A 15,764-nucleotide genomic window follows, 5' to 3' on the forward strand; every position below is an offset into this window, starting at 1 on the left:
TCATGGATGATTCCACAGCAAGCTACAACGGCCCCCTCAGAATACTCATTGCTGACGACTCGGACAGCGATCGCCTGATTCTTAAAACACTCCTGACGCGTCTGGGACATGAGGTCCTTGATGTAGCCAACGGACTGGATGCGGTCTCGACATTCCAGCGCGAGGCGCCGGATCTCGTGCTGTTGGATGCCCTCATGCCGATAATGGATGGCATGGAGGCCGCGCGGCAGATCAGACTTCTGGCTGGCGAGCGACTGGTTCCTCTGATTTTCCTGACATCTCTGTCTGAAGCCGGGGCTCTGGCTCATTGCCTGGACGCTGGCGGTGATGACTTTCTGGGCAAGCCCTATAACCGGATCATCATCGAAGCGAAGATCAAGGCGTTTAACCGGATGCGATTGATGCATCAGGCGCTCTCGGATCAACGGGATCTGATTCGTGAGCGGAATCGGCAGCTGACTGAAGAGCAGGAGATCGCCAAACGGGTATTCGATAACGTGGCTCACTCCGGCTGCCTCGATGCCAGCAACATCCGTTATCACGCCTCGCCCCAATCCATCTTCAATGGTGATGTGTTATTTGCCTCTCCGCGGCCAGCAGGCGGAATGCTCGTCTTTGTGGGGGATTTCACCGGTCACGGTCTGCCGGCCGCCATTGGAGCCATGCCGATTGCGGAGATCTTCTACGGCATGGTCAACAAGGGCTTTAATGGCCAGGACGTGTTGCGGGAGATCAACCAGAAACTCAAGCGGATTCTTCCCACAGGTATGTTCTGTTGCGGCGCCATGATCGAGGCGGATTTCAAGCTTAATCAGATACAGATATGGAACGGGGGACTGCCCGATGGCTGGCTGATACGGCCGTCGGGGGCGCATCTGGCGTTGCCGTCACGGCACTTGCCGCTCGGTATTCTCTCGCCTGATCAGTTCAACGCGGAGCTGGAGAGGGTTGTTGCCGGTCCGGGTGACCGGGTGCTTATGATGACCGATGGTTTTCTGGAATCGGCCGACCGTGATGGACGTGTCTTTGGCGAAAAGGGTGTGATGGAAACGCTCGACCAGCTGGGTGCCGATGACCATCCGTTTGATGCCATGATGTCCGCCATTCATCAACTGACCGGCAATCCTGAAGATGGCGACGACCTGACTCTCTTCTGCCTGGAAATGGCCGCGGAGGGCGGCTTGGCGACGTTGCCGGACCGAGTTGAGCCTTCTGCTCTGGCAGGCCCTGCTGAGTGGCGCTGCACCTATGAAATCCGGGGCCAGACGCTCGGAGAGTTCAGTCCTCTGCCTTTGCTTCTTCACATTTGCATGGAAGTGCCGGGCCTTCGCCGCAAGAGCGGTGAAATCTATACCTTGCTGGCCGAATTGTATAATAACGCACTGGAACACGGCATTCTGGCGTTGCCATCGGAGTGGAAGCATTCGCCGGAAGGCTTTGGCCGGTACTATCAGGAACGCAACCGGCGGCTGCTCGATGTAGAAGGGCATTACATTCGGTTTACACTGCAGCATTCCCTTAAGCCAGAGGGCGGCCGGCTTTGTGTGGTTTGCGAGGACAGTGGCCCGGGCTTTGACTTCCAGAGCTATCTCAGTACCGCGCCCGATAGTGCTGCGGCATCGAACAGGCGATACGCCGGGCGAGGACTCGGACTCTTGAGCCGGCTGGCTGAGACAATCAGGTTTCATGGGCAGGGCAATCATGTTGAAATTGTCTATAAATGGCAGCTCGCCCGTACAGCGGAGAAACGTGATGACTGATAAACCCCATTTGGACGAGGAAGCATTGGCTGAGCTTCGAGATGTCATGGAGGACGAATTTGACGTTCTGATACAGACCTATCTTGCCGATTCCAGGGACCGGATACGAAGTCTTCGGGACGCCCTGAAGACTTCGGACAGTGACGCTTTTGCCAAAACAGCGCACAGCTTCAAGGGCAGTTGCATCAATATAGGCGCTCCCAGGCTTGGTGAACTTTGTCTGAAGGCCGAGATGGCGGGAAAAGGATCTCGGCTGGAAGAGGCTCCGGGCTTGCTGGATGACATTGATCGGGAATTCCAGGAGGTAATTGAACGCCTGGAGGAATTGCCGGGGTAATACGTGTTGCCAGTTCAGCGCCGCCGCCCCGTAAAGCCTGTATGTTCTGGCATTACAATTGCTTCGTCTTTCGTATTGAGTGGATTAACCGCCCGCACTGGCCTGATCCGGCAAAGTGAGGGCGACAATGCGAATATAGCGGCAAGAGGTTGCCATGACCCAGATGGTTCTTCCCCAAACCCCCGCGCCCGGGACACAACAAGATCCCGGTCCGTCCAAATCGGCAAACAGCAAGGATCCGGCTGAAAGAAAAAACGATTTTGAATCTGTCTCCCAGGCGGAGAAGAAACGCTTGGATCGCGAGAAAGCGGACCACAACGCTGACGCAAAGTCTGCGGATGAATCCAGGGCTGCCCGGGACGGGTCTTCCGAGACTCAGGCCGAAGCCGGCACCAAGCCAGGCCAGAAAGACGCAGCGACCCAGGATGCCGAGTCTCCGGAATCCGGTGAACTCGCCGGTGTCAGTGTGGACGTCAATGCAGAGCCAGCCGCGTTGCCACTCACCTTTGCCGAGCTACAGTCCTGGTTGAATCCGAAATCCGGCCGTTCCGGTGAAGTTGCCGGCACTGGCACGAGTTCTCTGGCCAGTGGCTCTGGTCAGGCGACGGCATCTGCCGGTTTGTTCAATGGCGTTCTCTCTCAGGCGCCCGGACAGACAACTCAGGGCGTCGCAGGCAGCACCACTGCCGATGCAACTCTGACCGAGGCGATGAAGGCCTCCGCATTAACCGATACGGGTCGAAGTCCGGACGCCAGTTCTCTAACGGGCTCCGGGCGCTTCCAGTCGGCCATGGATCTCGTATCACAGCAGGCAACCAATAGTGCAAATGGTGCCGCCAAGCTGGCGGCCGAGAACGCTGCATCCTTGCGAAGTTACGCAACCTCTATCGATGTGCCTGTTGGGCACGCTGAGTGGGGAGACAAACTGGTAGGCAAGCTGAGTTGGCTGACCGCCCGTAACATGTCAGTTGCAGAGATTCACCTGACACCACCGGACATGGGGCCCATGGAGGTCAAGGTGCGTGTGCAGAATGAACAGGCGAACATTACCGTTCATTCTGCCAACCCGGTGGTCCGGGATCAGCTGGAACTGCACTCTCATCGGCTCCGGGACATGTTAGGGGAGCAGGGGTTATCCCTTGCCGGTTTCGATGTTTCTGATTCGTCCCGGCAACAGACTGGCGGCCAGGGGGCCGGAGAGAATGGGGGTTCCGGCGCAGAGTCTGCGTCTGTGGTTGCCGCCGATCCTGACGAGGAAAGCCTCAGCTCTGGCAGTCTTGATCTCAGCTGGAAAGGCGAAGTCGACATCTTCGCCTGATCCTATTCGATATTCTCTTCCATTCTCTTTTGCCCATCCTTCCCGGCAACGCTAAACTGCTGTTCTGAACGGGAAGGTTGGGTGTTCTGGCCCGCCCTTTGCATCCAATCCTGAGAAGTCACGGAAAACGGTTCTCCGTGACGGATTTCTGGCAAAGCGAACATTATGGCTGAAAACAACGAATCTGGAGCGGCTCCCGCCAAGAAGGGAAAGCTGAAATTGATCATCATGCTGGTTGTGGTGGTTATTCTGGCGATTGTGCTGTCTGTGGCAGGTACCCTGTGGTTTCTCGGCGATGGCTTGCCGGGAATGGGTGACGAAGAGAGCGAAGCGGGCGAGGTTACCGAAGAAGCTTTTGTTCCCAGCAGCTACCACCAGATTGATAAAGCAATTGTGACCACGGTCCAGGCGGATGGTCGTCAGCGCTATGCCCAGGTTTATCTGGCACTTGAATCGACAGATCAGCAGGCACTGGATTCCGCCAAGCTGCACATGCCTCTGATTCGAAGCCAGCTGGTAACGGTTCTCGGTAGCAGCGATTTTAATGAATTGCAGACGCCCGAGGGACGGAGTGACCTCGCTATCCGGATGCTCTCTACGGTGAATCAAGTGCTGGAGCAGGAAGGCGAGCCGCTCATCAAACGGGTGTTATTCAGAAATTTTGTCGTGCAATAGCGCACGGGCCAAAGGACTTCACGGGCAGGACTACGTATGCAGGACTTGTTGTCACAGGATGAAATCGATGCGCTCCTTCATGGCGTGGACGACGGTGACATTGATACCTACGAAGAGACTGACGATACCGGCATAAAGTCCTACGATCTTGCCAGTCAGGACCGCATCGTCCGGGGTCGGATGCCGACCCTGGAAATGATCAATGAGCGGTTTGCCCGCTATACCCGAATCAGTCTGTTCAATCTCATGCGCCGCAACGCCGATGTCTCCACCGGTGGCGTTCAGATCATGAAGTTTGGCGAGTACATCCATACCCTGTATGTACCCACCAGTCTGAATCTCTGTAAAGTCCGCCCGCTCAGAGGCACCTCCCTTTTCGTACTGGATGCCAAACTGGTTTTTAAACTGGTGGACAATTTCTTTGGAGGGGAAGGCCGTCACGCCAAGATCGAGGGCCGGGAATTCACCCCGACGGAGACTCGTATTGTCCAGATGGTTCTGGATCAGGTCTTCCACGACATGAAGGAAGCCTGGAATTCGGTATTGAAGGTGGATTTTGAGTATCTGAGCTCAGAAGTAAACCCGGCCATGGCCAACATTGTCAGCCCGAGTGAAGTTGTGGTGGTCAGTACCTTCCACATTGAACTTGATGGTGGCGGCGGGGAACTGCATTTCGCCTTACCTTATTCCATGATCGAACCTATCCGCGATGTGCTTGATGCCGGGGTGCAGAGTGATATCGATGATGTTGACGAGCGCTGGGTGAGTGCACTTCAGGAGGACGTCAAGGAAGTCAATGTGCCAATCAATACCACGGTTTGTCGCAGGCGGATTTCCTTGCGGGACATCGCCAAATTGAAGGCCGGTGACATCATTCCCGTTGAGATTCCGGAGCACCTGACGGTCACTGCCAACGGTATTCCGATATACAAGGCCACGCTCGGCACCCGCGACGGGAAACTGGCAATGAGAATTCATGAACGGGCATCGCTGCCCAAAGTAAAGAAACAATTGAAGGTGGGACGCAATGGCTGACGACGACAAAAAAGACGACAAGGAACTCAGCGAAGACGAAAAGCTGGCCGCCGAGTGGGAAGCTGCCATGGAAGAGACGGGTGAAGAGGGTGAGCAAGAGGACGAGTGGGCTGCGGCGATGGCCGAGGCGGGCGAGTCTTCGGACGATGTACAGGCTGCGCCCATGGAGGAATTTGATGCCGGAAGCGCAGCACAGGGTGATGGCCCGGCTCCGGACATCGACGTTATCCTCGACATACCGGTCACTATTTCAATGGAAGTGGGCAATACCCAGATTCCCATACGGAACCTGCTGCAGCTTAACCAGGGCTCGGTGATTGAGCTGGACCGATTGGCGGGTGAACCGCTGGATGTGCTGGTCAACGGCACCCTGATCGCCCACGGTGAAGTGGTCATGGTGAATGAGAAGTTCGGTATTCGCCTCACCGATGTGATCAGCCCTGGTGAACGCATCAAACGGTTGCAGAAGTAACATGTGGTCCAGACTGACTGCAGCCACAGTTCTGCTTGTGATTAATCCGGTCTTCGCTCAGGAAACTGCAACGACTGCCGCGCAGGATTCCCCGGTGAGAGCTCCTGATACCCTTGGCACTCTTGTTAGCCTCGGACTGGGGCTTGTGGCCGTGGTTGCCGTGATCTATGGCTGCGCCTGGATCATTCGCCGGATGAACGGCATGACCGGTATGAACAACAACGCCATCAAGGTGGTGTCGGTCATGGCCATCGGAGCCCGAGAGCGTATTGCCCTGATCCAGGTGGGTGACCAGCAGATACTGCTGGGTATCACGCCATCGGCGATCCGTACCCTGCATGTGTTTGATGAGCCGGTTGTCGAGGCAGGCAGTGTCGGTTCCAGTGATTTTGCCCGCCGGTTACAAGGCATGATCGGAAAACCCTGGACCTCTCCGACAAGGAACGACTAGGCCCATGCACGCCGCAATGTTCAAGCGACTACTTCCATCCCTGATTGTGCTGGCCAGCCTGGTCTGGGCGCCTCTGGCTCTGGCGCAGGAGCCATCCGGGATCCCGGGCATACCGGCGTTTACTGTCACACCCGGAGAAGGCGAGGGCGCGCAGGAATACTCGGTGACCCTGCAGGTTCTGGCGCTGATGACCGCGCTGACTTTCCTGCCGGCCATGCTCATGATGATGACTTCGTTTACCCGCATCATTGTGGTGTTTGCCATTCTCCGCCAGGCGATTGGTCTGCAGTCCACGCCGTCGAACCAGATTCTTTTGGGACTGGCCCTGTTTCTCAGCATCTTCATCATGAAACCGGTACTGGAAGAGGCGAATCGGGTCGCATTACAACCCTACATGCAGGAGGAAGTGAGTTCGCTGGAGGCGGTTGAACTGGCCAGTCAGCCCTTCCGGAAATTCATGCTGGAACAGACGCGGGAGAGTGATCTTGCACTGTTTATGCGAATTGCTGATGAACAGTATGACACCCCGCAAGACGTATCGTTCTGGATCCTTATGCCGGCGTTTGTGACCAGCGAGCTGAAAACCGCGTTCCAGATCGGGTTTATTCTCTTCATCCCGTTTCTGATTATCGACATGGTGGTGGCGAGTGTTCTCATGGCTATGGGTATGATGATGCTGTCACCGATCATCATCTCCCTACCGTTCAAGATCATGCTGTTTGTGTTGGTAGACGGCTGGGCGCTGATCATGGGTACCCTTGCTGCCAGCTACGGAATATAGGAGACATCATGACTCCCGAAACCGTTATCGATATCCTGCGTGAGGCTCTGTGGCTGATTGTCCTCCTGGCCTCAGTGATCATTGGCCCCGGGCTTGTAATTGGTCTGGTCGTCAGTACCTTCCAGGCGGCGACACAGATCAACGAGCAGACCCTGAGCTTTCTCCCAAGACTGTTGATCACCCTGATCGTGATTATTGTCTGGGGCCCCTGGATGCTGACACAATTGCTGGACCACGCTAACCGGTTGTTCGGCAACATCCCCTACCTGATCGGCTGACGGATGATACCGGCGGAGATCAGCGCGGACGTCATCGGCCAATGGGTTGGTCAGCACCTTTGGCCTCTGTTTCGTCTGGCCAGCTTTTTGATGGTGATTCCCATCTTCGGCACGCAACTGGTGCCCGCCAGGGTTCGCCTTGGACTGGCCTTGTTGATGACTATCCTCATAGCGCCCATGATCCCGCCGGTACCTCAGGTGGAGGCCCTGAGTGCCGATGCGGTTGTAATTACCCTTCAACAAATTCTCATCGGCGTCGGCATGGGCTTTGCGCTCACTGCGCTCTGGCAACTGTTCGTCATTACCGGCCAGATGATTGCCATGCAGATGGGTCTGGGTTTCGCCTCCATGGTCGATCCGGCGAATGGTGTGAACGTGCCCGTATTGTCCCAGATCTACACCATTACCATCACCCTGCTGTTCCTGGCCATGAATGGACATCTGGTCGCCTTTGAAGTCTTTATCGAGAGTTTCCGGACTCTGCCTGTTGGTCTGGAGGGGCTGGGCCAAACCGGCGTCTGGGAACTGGCTCATCGCATCAGCTGGATGTTTGCGTCTGCCATGCTACTGGCGTTGCCGGCGGTGACTGCCGTGCTGATCGTGAACATCTCTTTCGGCGTAATGACCCGTGCAGCACCCCAGATGAACATCTTTGCCCTCGGTTTCCCGATTGGCCTGATTTTTGGATTGTTTGCGATATGGGTGCTGCACGCCAATTTTCTGCCGCACTTTGATCAGTACGCCCGAGAAACCTTTGATTTCATGCGGGGCTTGCAGGGGCAGTAGCAAGACTTATGGCCGAAGAGAACGATAACAGTCAGGAAAAGACGGAAGAGGCCACCCCCCGAAGGCTTGAAAAAGCCAGGGAGGATGGTCAGACCGCGCGTTCCAAAGAGCTGGCCACCATGGCTGTATTACTTGCCGGTGCCGGTGGGATGCTGATGTTCGGGGCCAGTCTGGGAGCCTCGCTGGAAGCCATCATGTACGACAGCTTCGTGATTGAACGCTCGGCTATCTTTGACATGCGTCACATGAGCGTTCAGCTCATCGAATCCTCAAAGGAAGCTGCCTGGGCTCTCTCGCCAATACTGGTGTTGCTATTGATCGCCGCTGTCTTCGGTTCAATAGGAATCGGTGGCCTTATGATCAGTGGCAAGGCGATTGCGCCAAAGCTCAATCGTATGGATCCCATGAAGGGGCTCGGGCGGATGTTCTCCATGCGCTCCCTGATCGAACTGGTCAAGGCCATTGCCAAAGTCGGTCTGGTTCTGACCATCGCGATCCTTATTCTCAATCTGCGGACTGAAGATCTTCTGGCCATTGCCGAGGAGCCAGTGGTGCCGGCCATGGAGCACGTACTCTGGACCATTGCCTGGAGCTTCTTCCTGTTGTCCTGTGCCACCATCATCATCGCCATGATCGACGTGCCGTTTCAGATCTACGATCATCAGAAAAAACTGCGCATGACGAAGCAGGAAGTAAAAGACGAATACAAGGACACTGAAGGCAAGCCCGAGGTAAAAGGCAAGATCCGCCAGCTCCAGCGTGAAATGGCTCAACGCCGCATGATGCAGGATGTGCCCTCGGCAGACGTGGTGATTACCAACCCGACTCACTACGCAGTGGCCCTGAAATACGACCAGAAGGCCATGGCGGCCCCCATTGTGGTGGCCAAGGGCGCCGATGAAATTGCCTTCAAGATTATGGAAATCGCCCGGGAGAACAAAGTGGAAGTCATGCGCACCCCGCCGCTGACCCGTGCGGTTTACCACAACACCGACATAGGAGGGGAGATACCGGACGGCCTGTACATGGCTATTGCGCAGGTGCTCGCCTATGTGTTCCAGCTTCGCCAGTTCCGTAAGGGACGTGGTCCCAAGCCCGGCATGCCCGATTTTCCGATTCCCTCTGATTTGCGGCGTGATGTATAGGCACGCTTCTGTTCGTAACCCGCTGGTTCGGGGGGGCGTATGGTTGTGGGCGGTTCTGGAGGATTCGTGGCTGCGGGCAGCGGCTTCAGGTAAGCCGCCGAGTGCTTCTAGAGTGTCTTGGCAAAGACCCTACCGGTGCCGGGCGGCACCGGTAGGGCAGTGATGCCGGAGCTGTCAGTCAGCTTTCGGCTCATGGATGGCTTTACCCCACGCCTCCTGGCTTCCGGGGAGCAGCAGGTTCAGGATAATGGCAGCCACCGCGCACAATGCGATGCCTTCAAGGTGCCCGAGCACCATGCCGCCGATACCAAACACCAGAGTGACACCCACGATAACCAGGTTACGGGACTGTGACAGATCCACCTGGTGGCGGATCAGGGTGTTTAGGCCGACAACGGCAATCGAGCCGAACAGCAGGCACAGGATGCCGCCCATGACGGGTATCGGAATGGTCTGCAGTGCCGCGCCGAATTTGCCCACGAAGGCCAGGACAATGGCAATGCAGGCGGCCCACCACATGACTTTGGGGTTGAAGTTCTTGGTCAGCATGACCGCGCCGGTGACTTCCGAGTAAGTGGTGTTGGGAGGTCCGCCAAGCATCGACGCTGCGCTGGTGGCGAGGCCGTCGCCCAGGAGGGTGCGGTGAAGGCCTGGCTTTTCCAGATAGTTCTTGCGGGTCACGTTGCCGATGGCCAGAACATCGCCAATGTGTTCGATGGCCGGAGCAATGGCCACGGGGATCATGAACAGGACTGCGCCCCAACTGAACGATGGTGCAACAAAATTGGGGACGGCAAACCAGGCGGCTTCCTGAATCGGTGTGGTATCCACAATGCCGGCAAAAGCTGACAGGATGTAGCCGGTGATGACCCCGAACATGATCGGAATCAGACGGAAAATGCCCTTGCTCCAGACCGACATAATGATGGTGACCGCCAGAGAAATCATGGCAATCCAGATGGCGGTGTCGTAGGGGATCAGCTGGGCGGCACCATCACCCGTGCGGCCAGACGCCATATGAACCGCAACCGGAGCCAGACCGAGACCGATTGTCATAATGACCGGACCGATCACAACGGGCGGCAGGAGGCGACGGACAAAGCCGGTTCCGCGCAGACGCACCAGACCACTGAGAATGATGTAGAGAATACCGGCAGCCATCAGGCCGCCGAGGGTTTCTTCCATGCCGAACCGGCCCTTGGAGGCGATAACCGGTGCGATGAAAGCAAAGGATGACGCCAGAAAAATAGGAATCTGGCCACCGGTAACGACATGGAAGATCAGGGTGCCGAGACCGGCTGTGAACAGCGCTACGTTGGGATCGAGCCCGGTAATCAGAGGCATCAGGACCAGGGCTCCGAAAGCTACCAGGAGCATCTGTGAGCCGGCTATCGCCTGTTTCCAGACCGGGTCATTGGTATGGTCCTGCATGCTCAAACGTCCTTCTGCTTGGTGCCAAAGATCTTGTCACCGGCATCGCCGAGGCCTGGCAGGATGTAACCTTTTTCGTTCAGGCGCTCGTCAACAGAGGCCGTGTAGATGGACACGTCCGGATGCTTTTCCAGAACCTTCTCAATGCCTTCGGGAGCGGCAACCAGAACCAGGGCCCGGATCTCGGTACTGCCAGCCTTTTTGAGCAGATCGATGGTAGAAATCATGGAGCCGCCCGTGGCGAGCATGGGGTCGACAATCAATGCCATACGCTGATCAAGTTCACCGACCAGTTTTTCCAGATAAGTGCTGGCTTCCAGGGTTTCCTCGTTGCGAATCTGGCCGACAACGCTTACCCGGGCTACGGGGATCAGGCTGAGTACGCCATCCAGCATGCCAAGGCCTGCGCGCAGGATTGGAACAATGGTTATTTTCTTGCCGTGAATCTGTTCCACCTTCACCGGTCCGGCCCAGCCCTCGATGGTTTTTTCCTGCAGAGAGAAGTCCTTGGTGGCCTCGTAAGTCAGCAGAGCACCGACCTCCTGTGCCAGTTCACGAAAATTCTTGGTGCTGATGTCCGCACGACGCATCAGGCCGAGCTTGTGGCGGATCAGTGGGTGTTTTACCTCGTGGATTGGCATGGGGTCACCTGTGTGTCTGAGTGTGGGTTCGGGGTTTTGATCAAATGGCGCAAGGATACCGCATCTGGCAGGGCGAGTCAGGCGTCAAAGCGTCGGTTCAGTATAATCACCAAGGGATGGTATGGATCTTGCGATAACTCTTTAAAACGACGCTCCGGTGTCAGATTTTCGACTTTTAACACGCCAGCAGGCACGGCCAATCGGAGAAGTTCCCGGCATGGACAGAGCTTTAGTCCTCAATAACGTCAAAACCCTGACGCGCGGAAATCTGGGCATTCCCGTCATGCTGATGGGTTTGCTGGGTATGATGATCCTGCCCATGCCGGCGTTTCTGCTGGATGTGTTCTTTACCTTCAATATCACTCTGTCGATCGTCATTCTGCTGGTGTGTGTCTATGCCCTCCGGCCGATGGAATTTGCTTCCTTTCCCACAGTGCTGCTGGTTGCGACCCTGCTGCGTCTTGCTCTGAACGTGGCATCTACCCGAATCGTCCTGCTGAACGGTCACGAGGGCGGAGACGCTGCCGGTAAGGTTATCGAATCCTTCGGCGCGGTTCTGATCGGTGGCAACTACGCAGTGGGCCTGGTGGTGTTTGCGATCCTGATGATCATCAACTTCCTGGTAGTGACCAAGGGGGCTGGCCGGGTATCCGAGGTGAGTGCTCGCTTCACTCTGGATGCGATGCCCGGCAAACAGATGGCAATTGATGCGGACCTGAACGCCGGCCTGATCAATCAGGAGGAAGCGAAGCATCGCCGCGCCGAAATCGCCCAGGAGGCTGATTTCTATGGCTCCATGGACGGTGCCTCCAAGTTTGTGAAAGGTGATGCCGTTGCCGGCCTGTTGATCCTCGCGATTAACATCATTGGCGGCGTTGCCATTGGTATGCTCCAGCACGGTCTGGATTTTGGCCTGGCCATGGAGCGCTACGCACTGCTGACCATCGGTGACGGTCTGGTTGCACAGATTCCTTCGTTGCTGCTCTCCACGTCTGCGGCAATCATGGTTACCCGCGTAACGTCCAGCCAGGACATGGGTGGACAGATCCTCCAGCAGATGTTCAGTGCGCCCAAGGCTCTGTCCATTGCCGCCGGTATTCTGATCATGCTCGGCCTCATTCCCGGTATGCCTCATGTAGCCTTCCTGGGCTTGGGTGCACTGGCCGCGGCTGCGGCCTGGTATATCTGGAAGCATCAGCGCCAGACCGTTGAGGATGAGGGCGCATTTCCGGCACGGGGAGGTGCCGGTGCGGCACCTCGACCGGCGGGTCGGGATCTGCCGCCTGGCGGTGAGGCCGGGGGCGATCGGGGTGGTCAGCTTCCGGCACCTGGTGAGACCAAAGAGTTGGGCTGGGACGACGTGTCTACCGTCGATATTGTCGGTCTGGAAGTGGGATACCGGCTTATTCCGCTGGTAGACAAGTCCCAGGGCGGTCAGCTGCTGAGCCGTATCAAGGGGGTTCGCAAGAAACTGTCCCAGGATCTGGGTTTCCTGATGCCCTCGGTGCATATTCGGGACAACCTCGATCTCATGCCCAACGTGTACCGGATTACGTTAATGGGGGTGACCATCGCTGAAGCGGAGATTCACCCTGACCGGGAGCTGGCCATCGACCCGGGGCAGGTGTTCGGGAAAGTGGAAGGGATTGAAGGCAAAGATCCGGCGTTTGGGCTGGATGCCTGCTGGATAGAGGTTGATAAAAAAGATCAGGCCCAGACTCTGGGGTACACCGTGGTTGATGCCAGTACGGTTGTCGCCACCCACCTGAACCAGGTATTGCAGAAGCATGCTCACGAATTGTTGGGCCACGAGGAGGTCCAGAAATGGCTGGACCAGCTGGAGAAGGTTTCTCCGAAGCTGGCAGAGGAGCTGGTGCCCACGACCGTTTCCATCAGCCTGTTGTTGAAGGTGTTGCAGAATCTTCTGAAAGAAGAGGTCCCCATTCGGGATATGCGGTCCATTGCCGAGGCCATCGTGAACGTACATCCGAAGAGTCAGGATCCCAAGCTGCTGACCACCGTCGCGCGCCAGGCCCTGCGCCGGATGATTGTCCAGAGCATTTGCGGCAACGAATCGGAGATACCGGTCATTACCCTGGATCCGGATCTGGAACAGTTGTTGCTTAAGTCAGTTCAACAGAGTCAACAATCCGGCGGTCAGGAAGACATTGGCCTGGTTCTGGAGCCGAATATGGTTGAGAAGCTCCAGCGCTCACTTCAGGAGAGCGTACAGCGTCAGGAGATGCTCGGTAAGCCGGCCATCTTGCTGGTATCCGGACCTCTGAGGCCGGTGCTGGCGAAATTTGCCAGTTACGGGGTAGAGCGCCTGCATGTGCTCTCGTATCAGGAAGTTCCGGACAACAAACAGATTACGATCGTGGCGTCCGTTGGCCAGTAACGGCGCGGATGACAGAGCGGACAGTGCCGGCACGGCATTGCCGGTGGAGGAAGATGCATCATGAAAGTAAAACGGTTTTTTGCTCAGACCATGTCAGAGGCGCTTAAGCTGGTCAGCGAACAGATGGGGCCGGACGCCGTCATTCTCTCCAACCGCCGGGTCGATGGTGGCGTCGAAATTGTGACGGCCCTTGATTATGACGAAAACATGGCGCGCCAGCGTCTGGGTAACCAGGCAGAAGAAGCCACCAACGGGTCGCGTCTTGCGGAGATGCAGGCAGATCAGCATCGACGTCTTGAAGATGAGTTGAGCCGTTCCCGGGATCGTATCCGGGAAGTTCGTGAAAGGCGGGCCTCCCAGGGAGCCAATTATGCCGGCTCGTCATTTGCTGCCGTTCATGAAGAGGTTAGCGGTGGTTTTGAAGATGTTGAACCATTGCCGCAGCCACCGAAGGAGGCCTATTCCGACGAGCTTGCGCAGATGCGCGCAGAAATCAGTTCTTTACGGGATCTGATGCAAGGTAGCCGGTCTAAGCAGGAGCCTGAGGTTTCTGCAACCACGGCTGTTCAGCAGCGGCTGGCTGAACGCTTACAGGAATTCGGTCTTGGTAGTGAACTGGCGGAGTCAATTTCCCGGCGCCACAAGGCTGGCCGCCTGGAGGATGGCTGGAAGCAGTCTCTTAAAATGCTGTGTACCGGCGTCCGGACTTCTCGTATGGAATGGCTGGATGAAGGCGGTGCCTATGCGCTGGTTGGGCCTACGGGTTCGGGCAAGACGACCACGATCGGCAAGCTGGCAGCCCGTTATGTGCTCAAGCACGGCTCTGACTCGGTTGCTCTGGTTACAACCGACCGTTATCGGGTGGCCGCGCATGAACAGTTGTTCGTTTTCGGACGGATTCTGAATGTGCCCGTGCGAGTGGTGGATGAGAGTCACAGTCTTGACGATATCCTGGATGAGTTGTCAGACCGTCATCTGGTGCTGATCGATACGGCCGGCTTGACCAGTTCTGATAAAGGATATCAGGAGCAGCTGGCCGAACTGGCACGCAGCCATCACAATATCAAAACACATCTTGTGGTCTCGGCAACCAGTCAGCCGCGCATCATGAAATCCGTCTGGCATTGCTATAAGATGGCAAATCTTGCGGGTTGTGTGATGACCAAGATCGATGAGGCCCTGACTCTGGGTGAGTCCCTGGGTTTTGTCATGGAAACCGGCCTGCCGGTTGCCTACTACACTGACGGGCAGAAGATTCCCGAAGATTTGCATCACGCAGAACCCGTTCCGCTGGTGCGGCTGGCCGTGGATCGGCTGAAAGCGTTCCAGCAAGAGCAGGCGGTCGCAGAGGGAGCATGAGACCGGGTAGATTGACAATGAACGTCTGAATTAACACACCCGGCTAAACGTGGCGAGAGACAAAAAACAGTATGAGCAAAGCACATCCGGTTCAGGTGATTGCAGTGTCCGGCGGCAAAGGTGGGGTCGGCAAAAGCAACGTGTCGGTAAACCTCGGAATTGCCCTGGCGCAGAAAGGCCGGAGAGTGGTGCTGCTCGACGCCGATCTGGGGCTGGCCAATATTGACGTGTTACTCGGCATTACCGCTAACCGCAACCTCCAGGACGTTCTGTCCGGCGAGTGTGATCTTAAAGACGTTCTGGTAAATGGCCCCGGCGGTATCAAGATTGTTCCTGCTTCCTCTGGCACCCAGAGAATGACCCAGCTCAGCCCGGTGGAACATGCCGGGTTGATTAACGCCTTCAGCGAACTGGGCGATCAGATTGATGTCCTGATCGTGGATACCGCCGCCGGCATCTCCGAATCGGTGGTGAGTTTCCTCAGGGCATCACAGGAGTTGCTGTTGGTGGTCTGTGATGAACCAACGTCAATCACCGATGCCTACGCATTGATCAAGCTGATGAACCGGGATTATGGAACCAGTCGCTTCCGCATTCTTGCCAATCAGGTGCGAAACGAGCAAGAAGGCCGGCATTTGTTCGAGAAACTGACCCGGGTCACCGAGCGCTTCCTGGATGTGGCACTACAATATGTAGGAATAGTCCCCTACGATGAAGCTGTGAAAAAAGCGGTTCAGCGACAGCGTGCGGTGCTGGATGCCTATCCAAGGGCAAAAGCTTCCCTCGCGATCAAGGCGCTGGCAGAAAAGGTAGAAAGCTGGCCGTTGCCGTCCTCTCCCCGCGGACATCTGGAATTCTTTGTGGAGCGGCTCGTCGAAGTCTGAAACGGATCCAGCC

16 protein-coding genes are annotated in these 15,764 nt (G+C 56.6%); 14 read left to right on the top strand and 2 right to left on the bottom strand.

Annotation, left to right across the window (positions count from 1 at the left end):
• Positions 1-2 precede the first annotated feature (2 nt).
• From KO499_RS15645 to flhB, 11 genes are all read left to right on the top strand, one after another.
• Positions 3-1,760 carry an ATP-binding SpoIIE family protein phosphatase gene (locus tag KO499_RS15645; RefSeq protein WP_215984700.1) on the top strand — a complete coding sequence of 586 codons (1,758 nt, stop codon included), beginning with the start codon at positions 3-5 and terminating at the stop codon, positions 1,758-1,760.
• Entirely contained in the window at positions 1,753-2,097 is a 345-nt protein-coding gene (locus KO499_RS15650; protein WP_215984701.1) for an Hpt domain-containing protein, read from the top strand. The genes KO499_RS15645 and KO499_RS15650 overlap by 8 nt, the downstream gene beginning before the upstream one ends.
• Before the next feature lie 154 nt (positions 2,098-2,251).
• The gene (locus tag KO499_RS15655) at positions 2,252-3,415 is read left to right on the top strand and encodes a flagellar hook-length control protein FliK (protein ID WP_215984702.1); all 1,164 of its coding nucleotides are present in this window, start codon (positions 2,252-2,254) and stop codon (positions 3,413-3,415) included.
• A 165-nt stretch (positions 3,416-3,580) separates the two neighbouring features.
• A complete protein-coding gene (locus tag KO499_RS15660) occupies positions 3,581-4,090 on the top strand; it encodes a flagellar basal body-associated FliL family protein (protein ID WP_215984703.1) in 510 nt (169 codons plus the stop codon).
• Positions 4,091-4,126: 36 nt separating this feature from the next.
• On the top strand, positions 4,127-5,125 hold the full coding sequence (gene fliM / locus KO499_RS15665) for a flagellar motor switch protein FliM (RefSeq protein WP_215984704.1): 999 nt from the start codon (positions 4,127-4,129) through the stop codon (positions 5,123-5,125).
• On the top strand, positions 5,118-5,597 hold the full coding sequence (gene fliN / locus KO499_RS15670) for a flagellar motor switch protein FliN (protein ID WP_215984705.1): 480 nt from the start codon (positions 5,118-5,120) through the stop codon (positions 5,595-5,597). Before fliM ends, fliN begins: the two co-directional genes overlap by 8 nt.
• 1 nt (position 5,598) lies before the next feature.
• Positions 5,599-6,048, top strand: coding sequence for a flagellar biosynthetic protein FliO (fliO, locus tag KO499_RS15675; RefSeq protein WP_215984706.1), 450 nt, complete (start codon positions 5,599-5,601; stop codon positions 6,046-6,048).
• A gap of 4 nt (positions 6,049-6,052) precedes the next feature.
• Complete coding sequence (gene fliP, locus KO499_RS15680; protein WP_215984707.1) at positions 6,053-6,829, top strand: flagellar type III secretion system pore protein FliP; 777 nt, start codon at positions 6,053-6,055, stop codon at positions 6,827-6,829.
• A gap of 8 nt (positions 6,830-6,837) precedes the next feature.
• Complete coding sequence (gene fliQ / locus KO499_RS15685; protein WP_215984708.1) at positions 6,838-7,107, top strand: flagellar biosynthesis protein FliQ; 270 nt, start codon at positions 6,838-6,840, stop codon at positions 7,105-7,107.
• Between the two features lie 3 nt (positions 7,108-7,110).
• Entirely contained in the window at positions 7,111-7,893 is a 783-nt protein-coding gene (gene fliR, locus KO499_RS15690) for a flagellar biosynthetic protein FliR (RefSeq protein ID WP_215984709.1), read from the top strand.
• Between the two features lie 8 nt (positions 7,894-7,901).
• Positions 7,902-9,038, top strand: coding sequence for a flagellar biosynthesis protein FlhB (gene flhB / locus KO499_RS15695; protein WP_215984710.1), 1,137 nt, complete (start codon positions 7,902-7,904; stop codon positions 9,036-9,038).
• A gap of 174 nt (positions 9,039-9,212) precedes the next feature.
• Here flhB and KO499_RS15700 read toward each other — a convergent pair whose 3' ends face one another.
• Positions 9,213-10,469 carry a uracil-xanthine permease family protein gene (locus KO499_RS15700; RefSeq protein ID WP_215984711.1) on the bottom strand — a complete coding sequence of 419 codons (1,257 nt, stop codon included), beginning with the start codon at positions 10,467-10,469 and terminating at the stop codon, positions 9,213-9,215.
• A gap of 2 nt (positions 10,470-10,471) precedes the next feature.
• On the bottom strand, positions 10,472-11,110 hold the full coding sequence (gene upp, locus KO499_RS15705; protein ID WP_215984712.1) for a uracil phosphoribosyltransferase: 639 nt from the start codon (positions 11,108-11,110) through the stop codon (positions 10,472-10,474).
• 217 nt (positions 11,111-11,327) lie between these two features.
• Between upp and flhA the strand changes: the two genes are divergently transcribed.
• The 3 genes from flhA to KO499_RS15720 all read left to right on the top strand — a co-directional run bounded on the left by flhA (position 11,328) and on the right by KO499_RS15720 (position 15,751).
• Positions 11,328-13,508, top strand: a complete 2,181-nt coding sequence (flhA, locus tag KO499_RS15710; RefSeq protein WP_215984713.1) for a flagellar biosynthesis protein FlhA — start codon at positions 11,328-11,330, stop codon at positions 13,506-13,508.
• Between the two features lie 60 nt (positions 13,509-13,568).
• Positions 13,569-14,867, top strand: a complete 1,299-nt coding sequence (gene flhF, locus KO499_RS15715; protein WP_215984714.1) for a flagellar biosynthesis protein FlhF — start codon at positions 13,569-13,571, stop codon at positions 14,865-14,867.
• Positions 14,868-14,938: 71 nt separating this feature from the next.
• A complete protein-coding gene (locus KO499_RS15720) occupies positions 14,939-15,751 on the top strand; it encodes a MinD/ParA family protein (protein WP_215984715.1) in 813 nt (270 codons plus the stop codon).
• Positions 15,752-15,764: the final 13 nt, after the last annotated feature.

The organism is Marinobacter sp. F3R08 (assembly GCF_018860425.1).
In the GTDB taxonomy this organism is placed as follows: Bacteria; Pseudomonadota; Gammaproteobacteria; order Pseudomonadales; family Oleiphilaceae; genus Marinobacter.

Bases quoted from the DNA above. Each gene is read 5' to 3' on its own strand.
- KO499_RS15645 (WP_215984700.1), top strand. From the start codon at position 3: ATGGATGATTCCACAGCAAGCTACAACGGCCCCCTCAGAATACTCATT.
- KO499_RS15650 (WP_215984701.1), top strand. From the start codon at position 1,753: ATGACTGATAAACCCCATTTGGACGAGGAAGCATTGGCTGAGCTTCGA.
- KO499_RS15655 (WP_215984702.1), top strand. From the start codon at position 2,252: ATGACCCAGATGGTTCTTCCCCAAACCCCCGCGCCCGGGACACAACAA.
- KO499_RS15660 (WP_215984703.1), top strand. From the start codon at position 3,581: ATGGCTGAAAACAACGAATCTGGAGCGGCTCCCGCCAAGAAGGGAAAG.
- fliM (WP_215984704.1), top strand. From the start codon at position 4,127: ATGCAGGACTTGTTGTCACAGGATGAAATCGATGCGCTCCTTCATGGC.
- fliN (WP_215984705.1), top strand. From the start codon at position 5,118: ATGGCTGACGACGACAAAAAAGACGACAAGGAACTCAGCGAAGACGAA.
- fliO (WP_215984706.1), top strand. From the start codon at position 5,599: ATGTGGTCCAGACTGACTGCAGCCACAGTTCTGCTTGTGATTAATCCG.
- fliP (WP_215984707.1), top strand. From the start codon at position 6,053: ATGCACGCCGCAATGTTCAAGCGACTACTTCCATCCCTGATTGTGCTG.
- fliQ (WP_215984708.1), top strand. From the start codon at position 6,838: ATGACTCCCGAAACCGTTATCGATATCCTGCGTGAGGCTCTGTGGCTG.
- fliR (WP_215984709.1), top strand. From the start codon at position 7,111: ATGATACCGGCGGAGATCAGCGCGGACGTCATCGGCCAATGGGTTGGT.
- flhB (WP_215984710.1), top strand. From the start codon at position 7,902: ATGGCCGAAGAGAACGATAACAGTCAGGAAAAGACGGAAGAGGCCACC.
- KO499_RS15700 (WP_215984711.1), bottom strand. From the start codon at position 10,469: ATGCAGGACCATACCAATGACCCGGTCTGGAAACAGGCGATAGCCGGC.
- upp (WP_215984712.1), bottom strand. From the start codon at position 11,110: ATGCCAATCCACGAGGTAAAACACCCACTGATCCGCCACAAGCTCGGC.
- flhA (WP_215984713.1), top strand. From the start codon at position 11,328: ATGGACAGAGCTTTAGTCCTCAATAACGTCAAAACCCTGACGCGCGGA.
- flhF (WP_215984714.1), top strand. From the start codon at position 13,569: ATGAAAGTAAAACGGTTTTTTGCTCAGACCATGTCAGAGGCGCTTAAG.
- KO499_RS15720 (WP_215984715.1), top strand. From the start codon at position 14,939: ATGAGCAAAGCACATCCGGTTCAGGTGATTGCAGTGTCCGGCGGCAAA.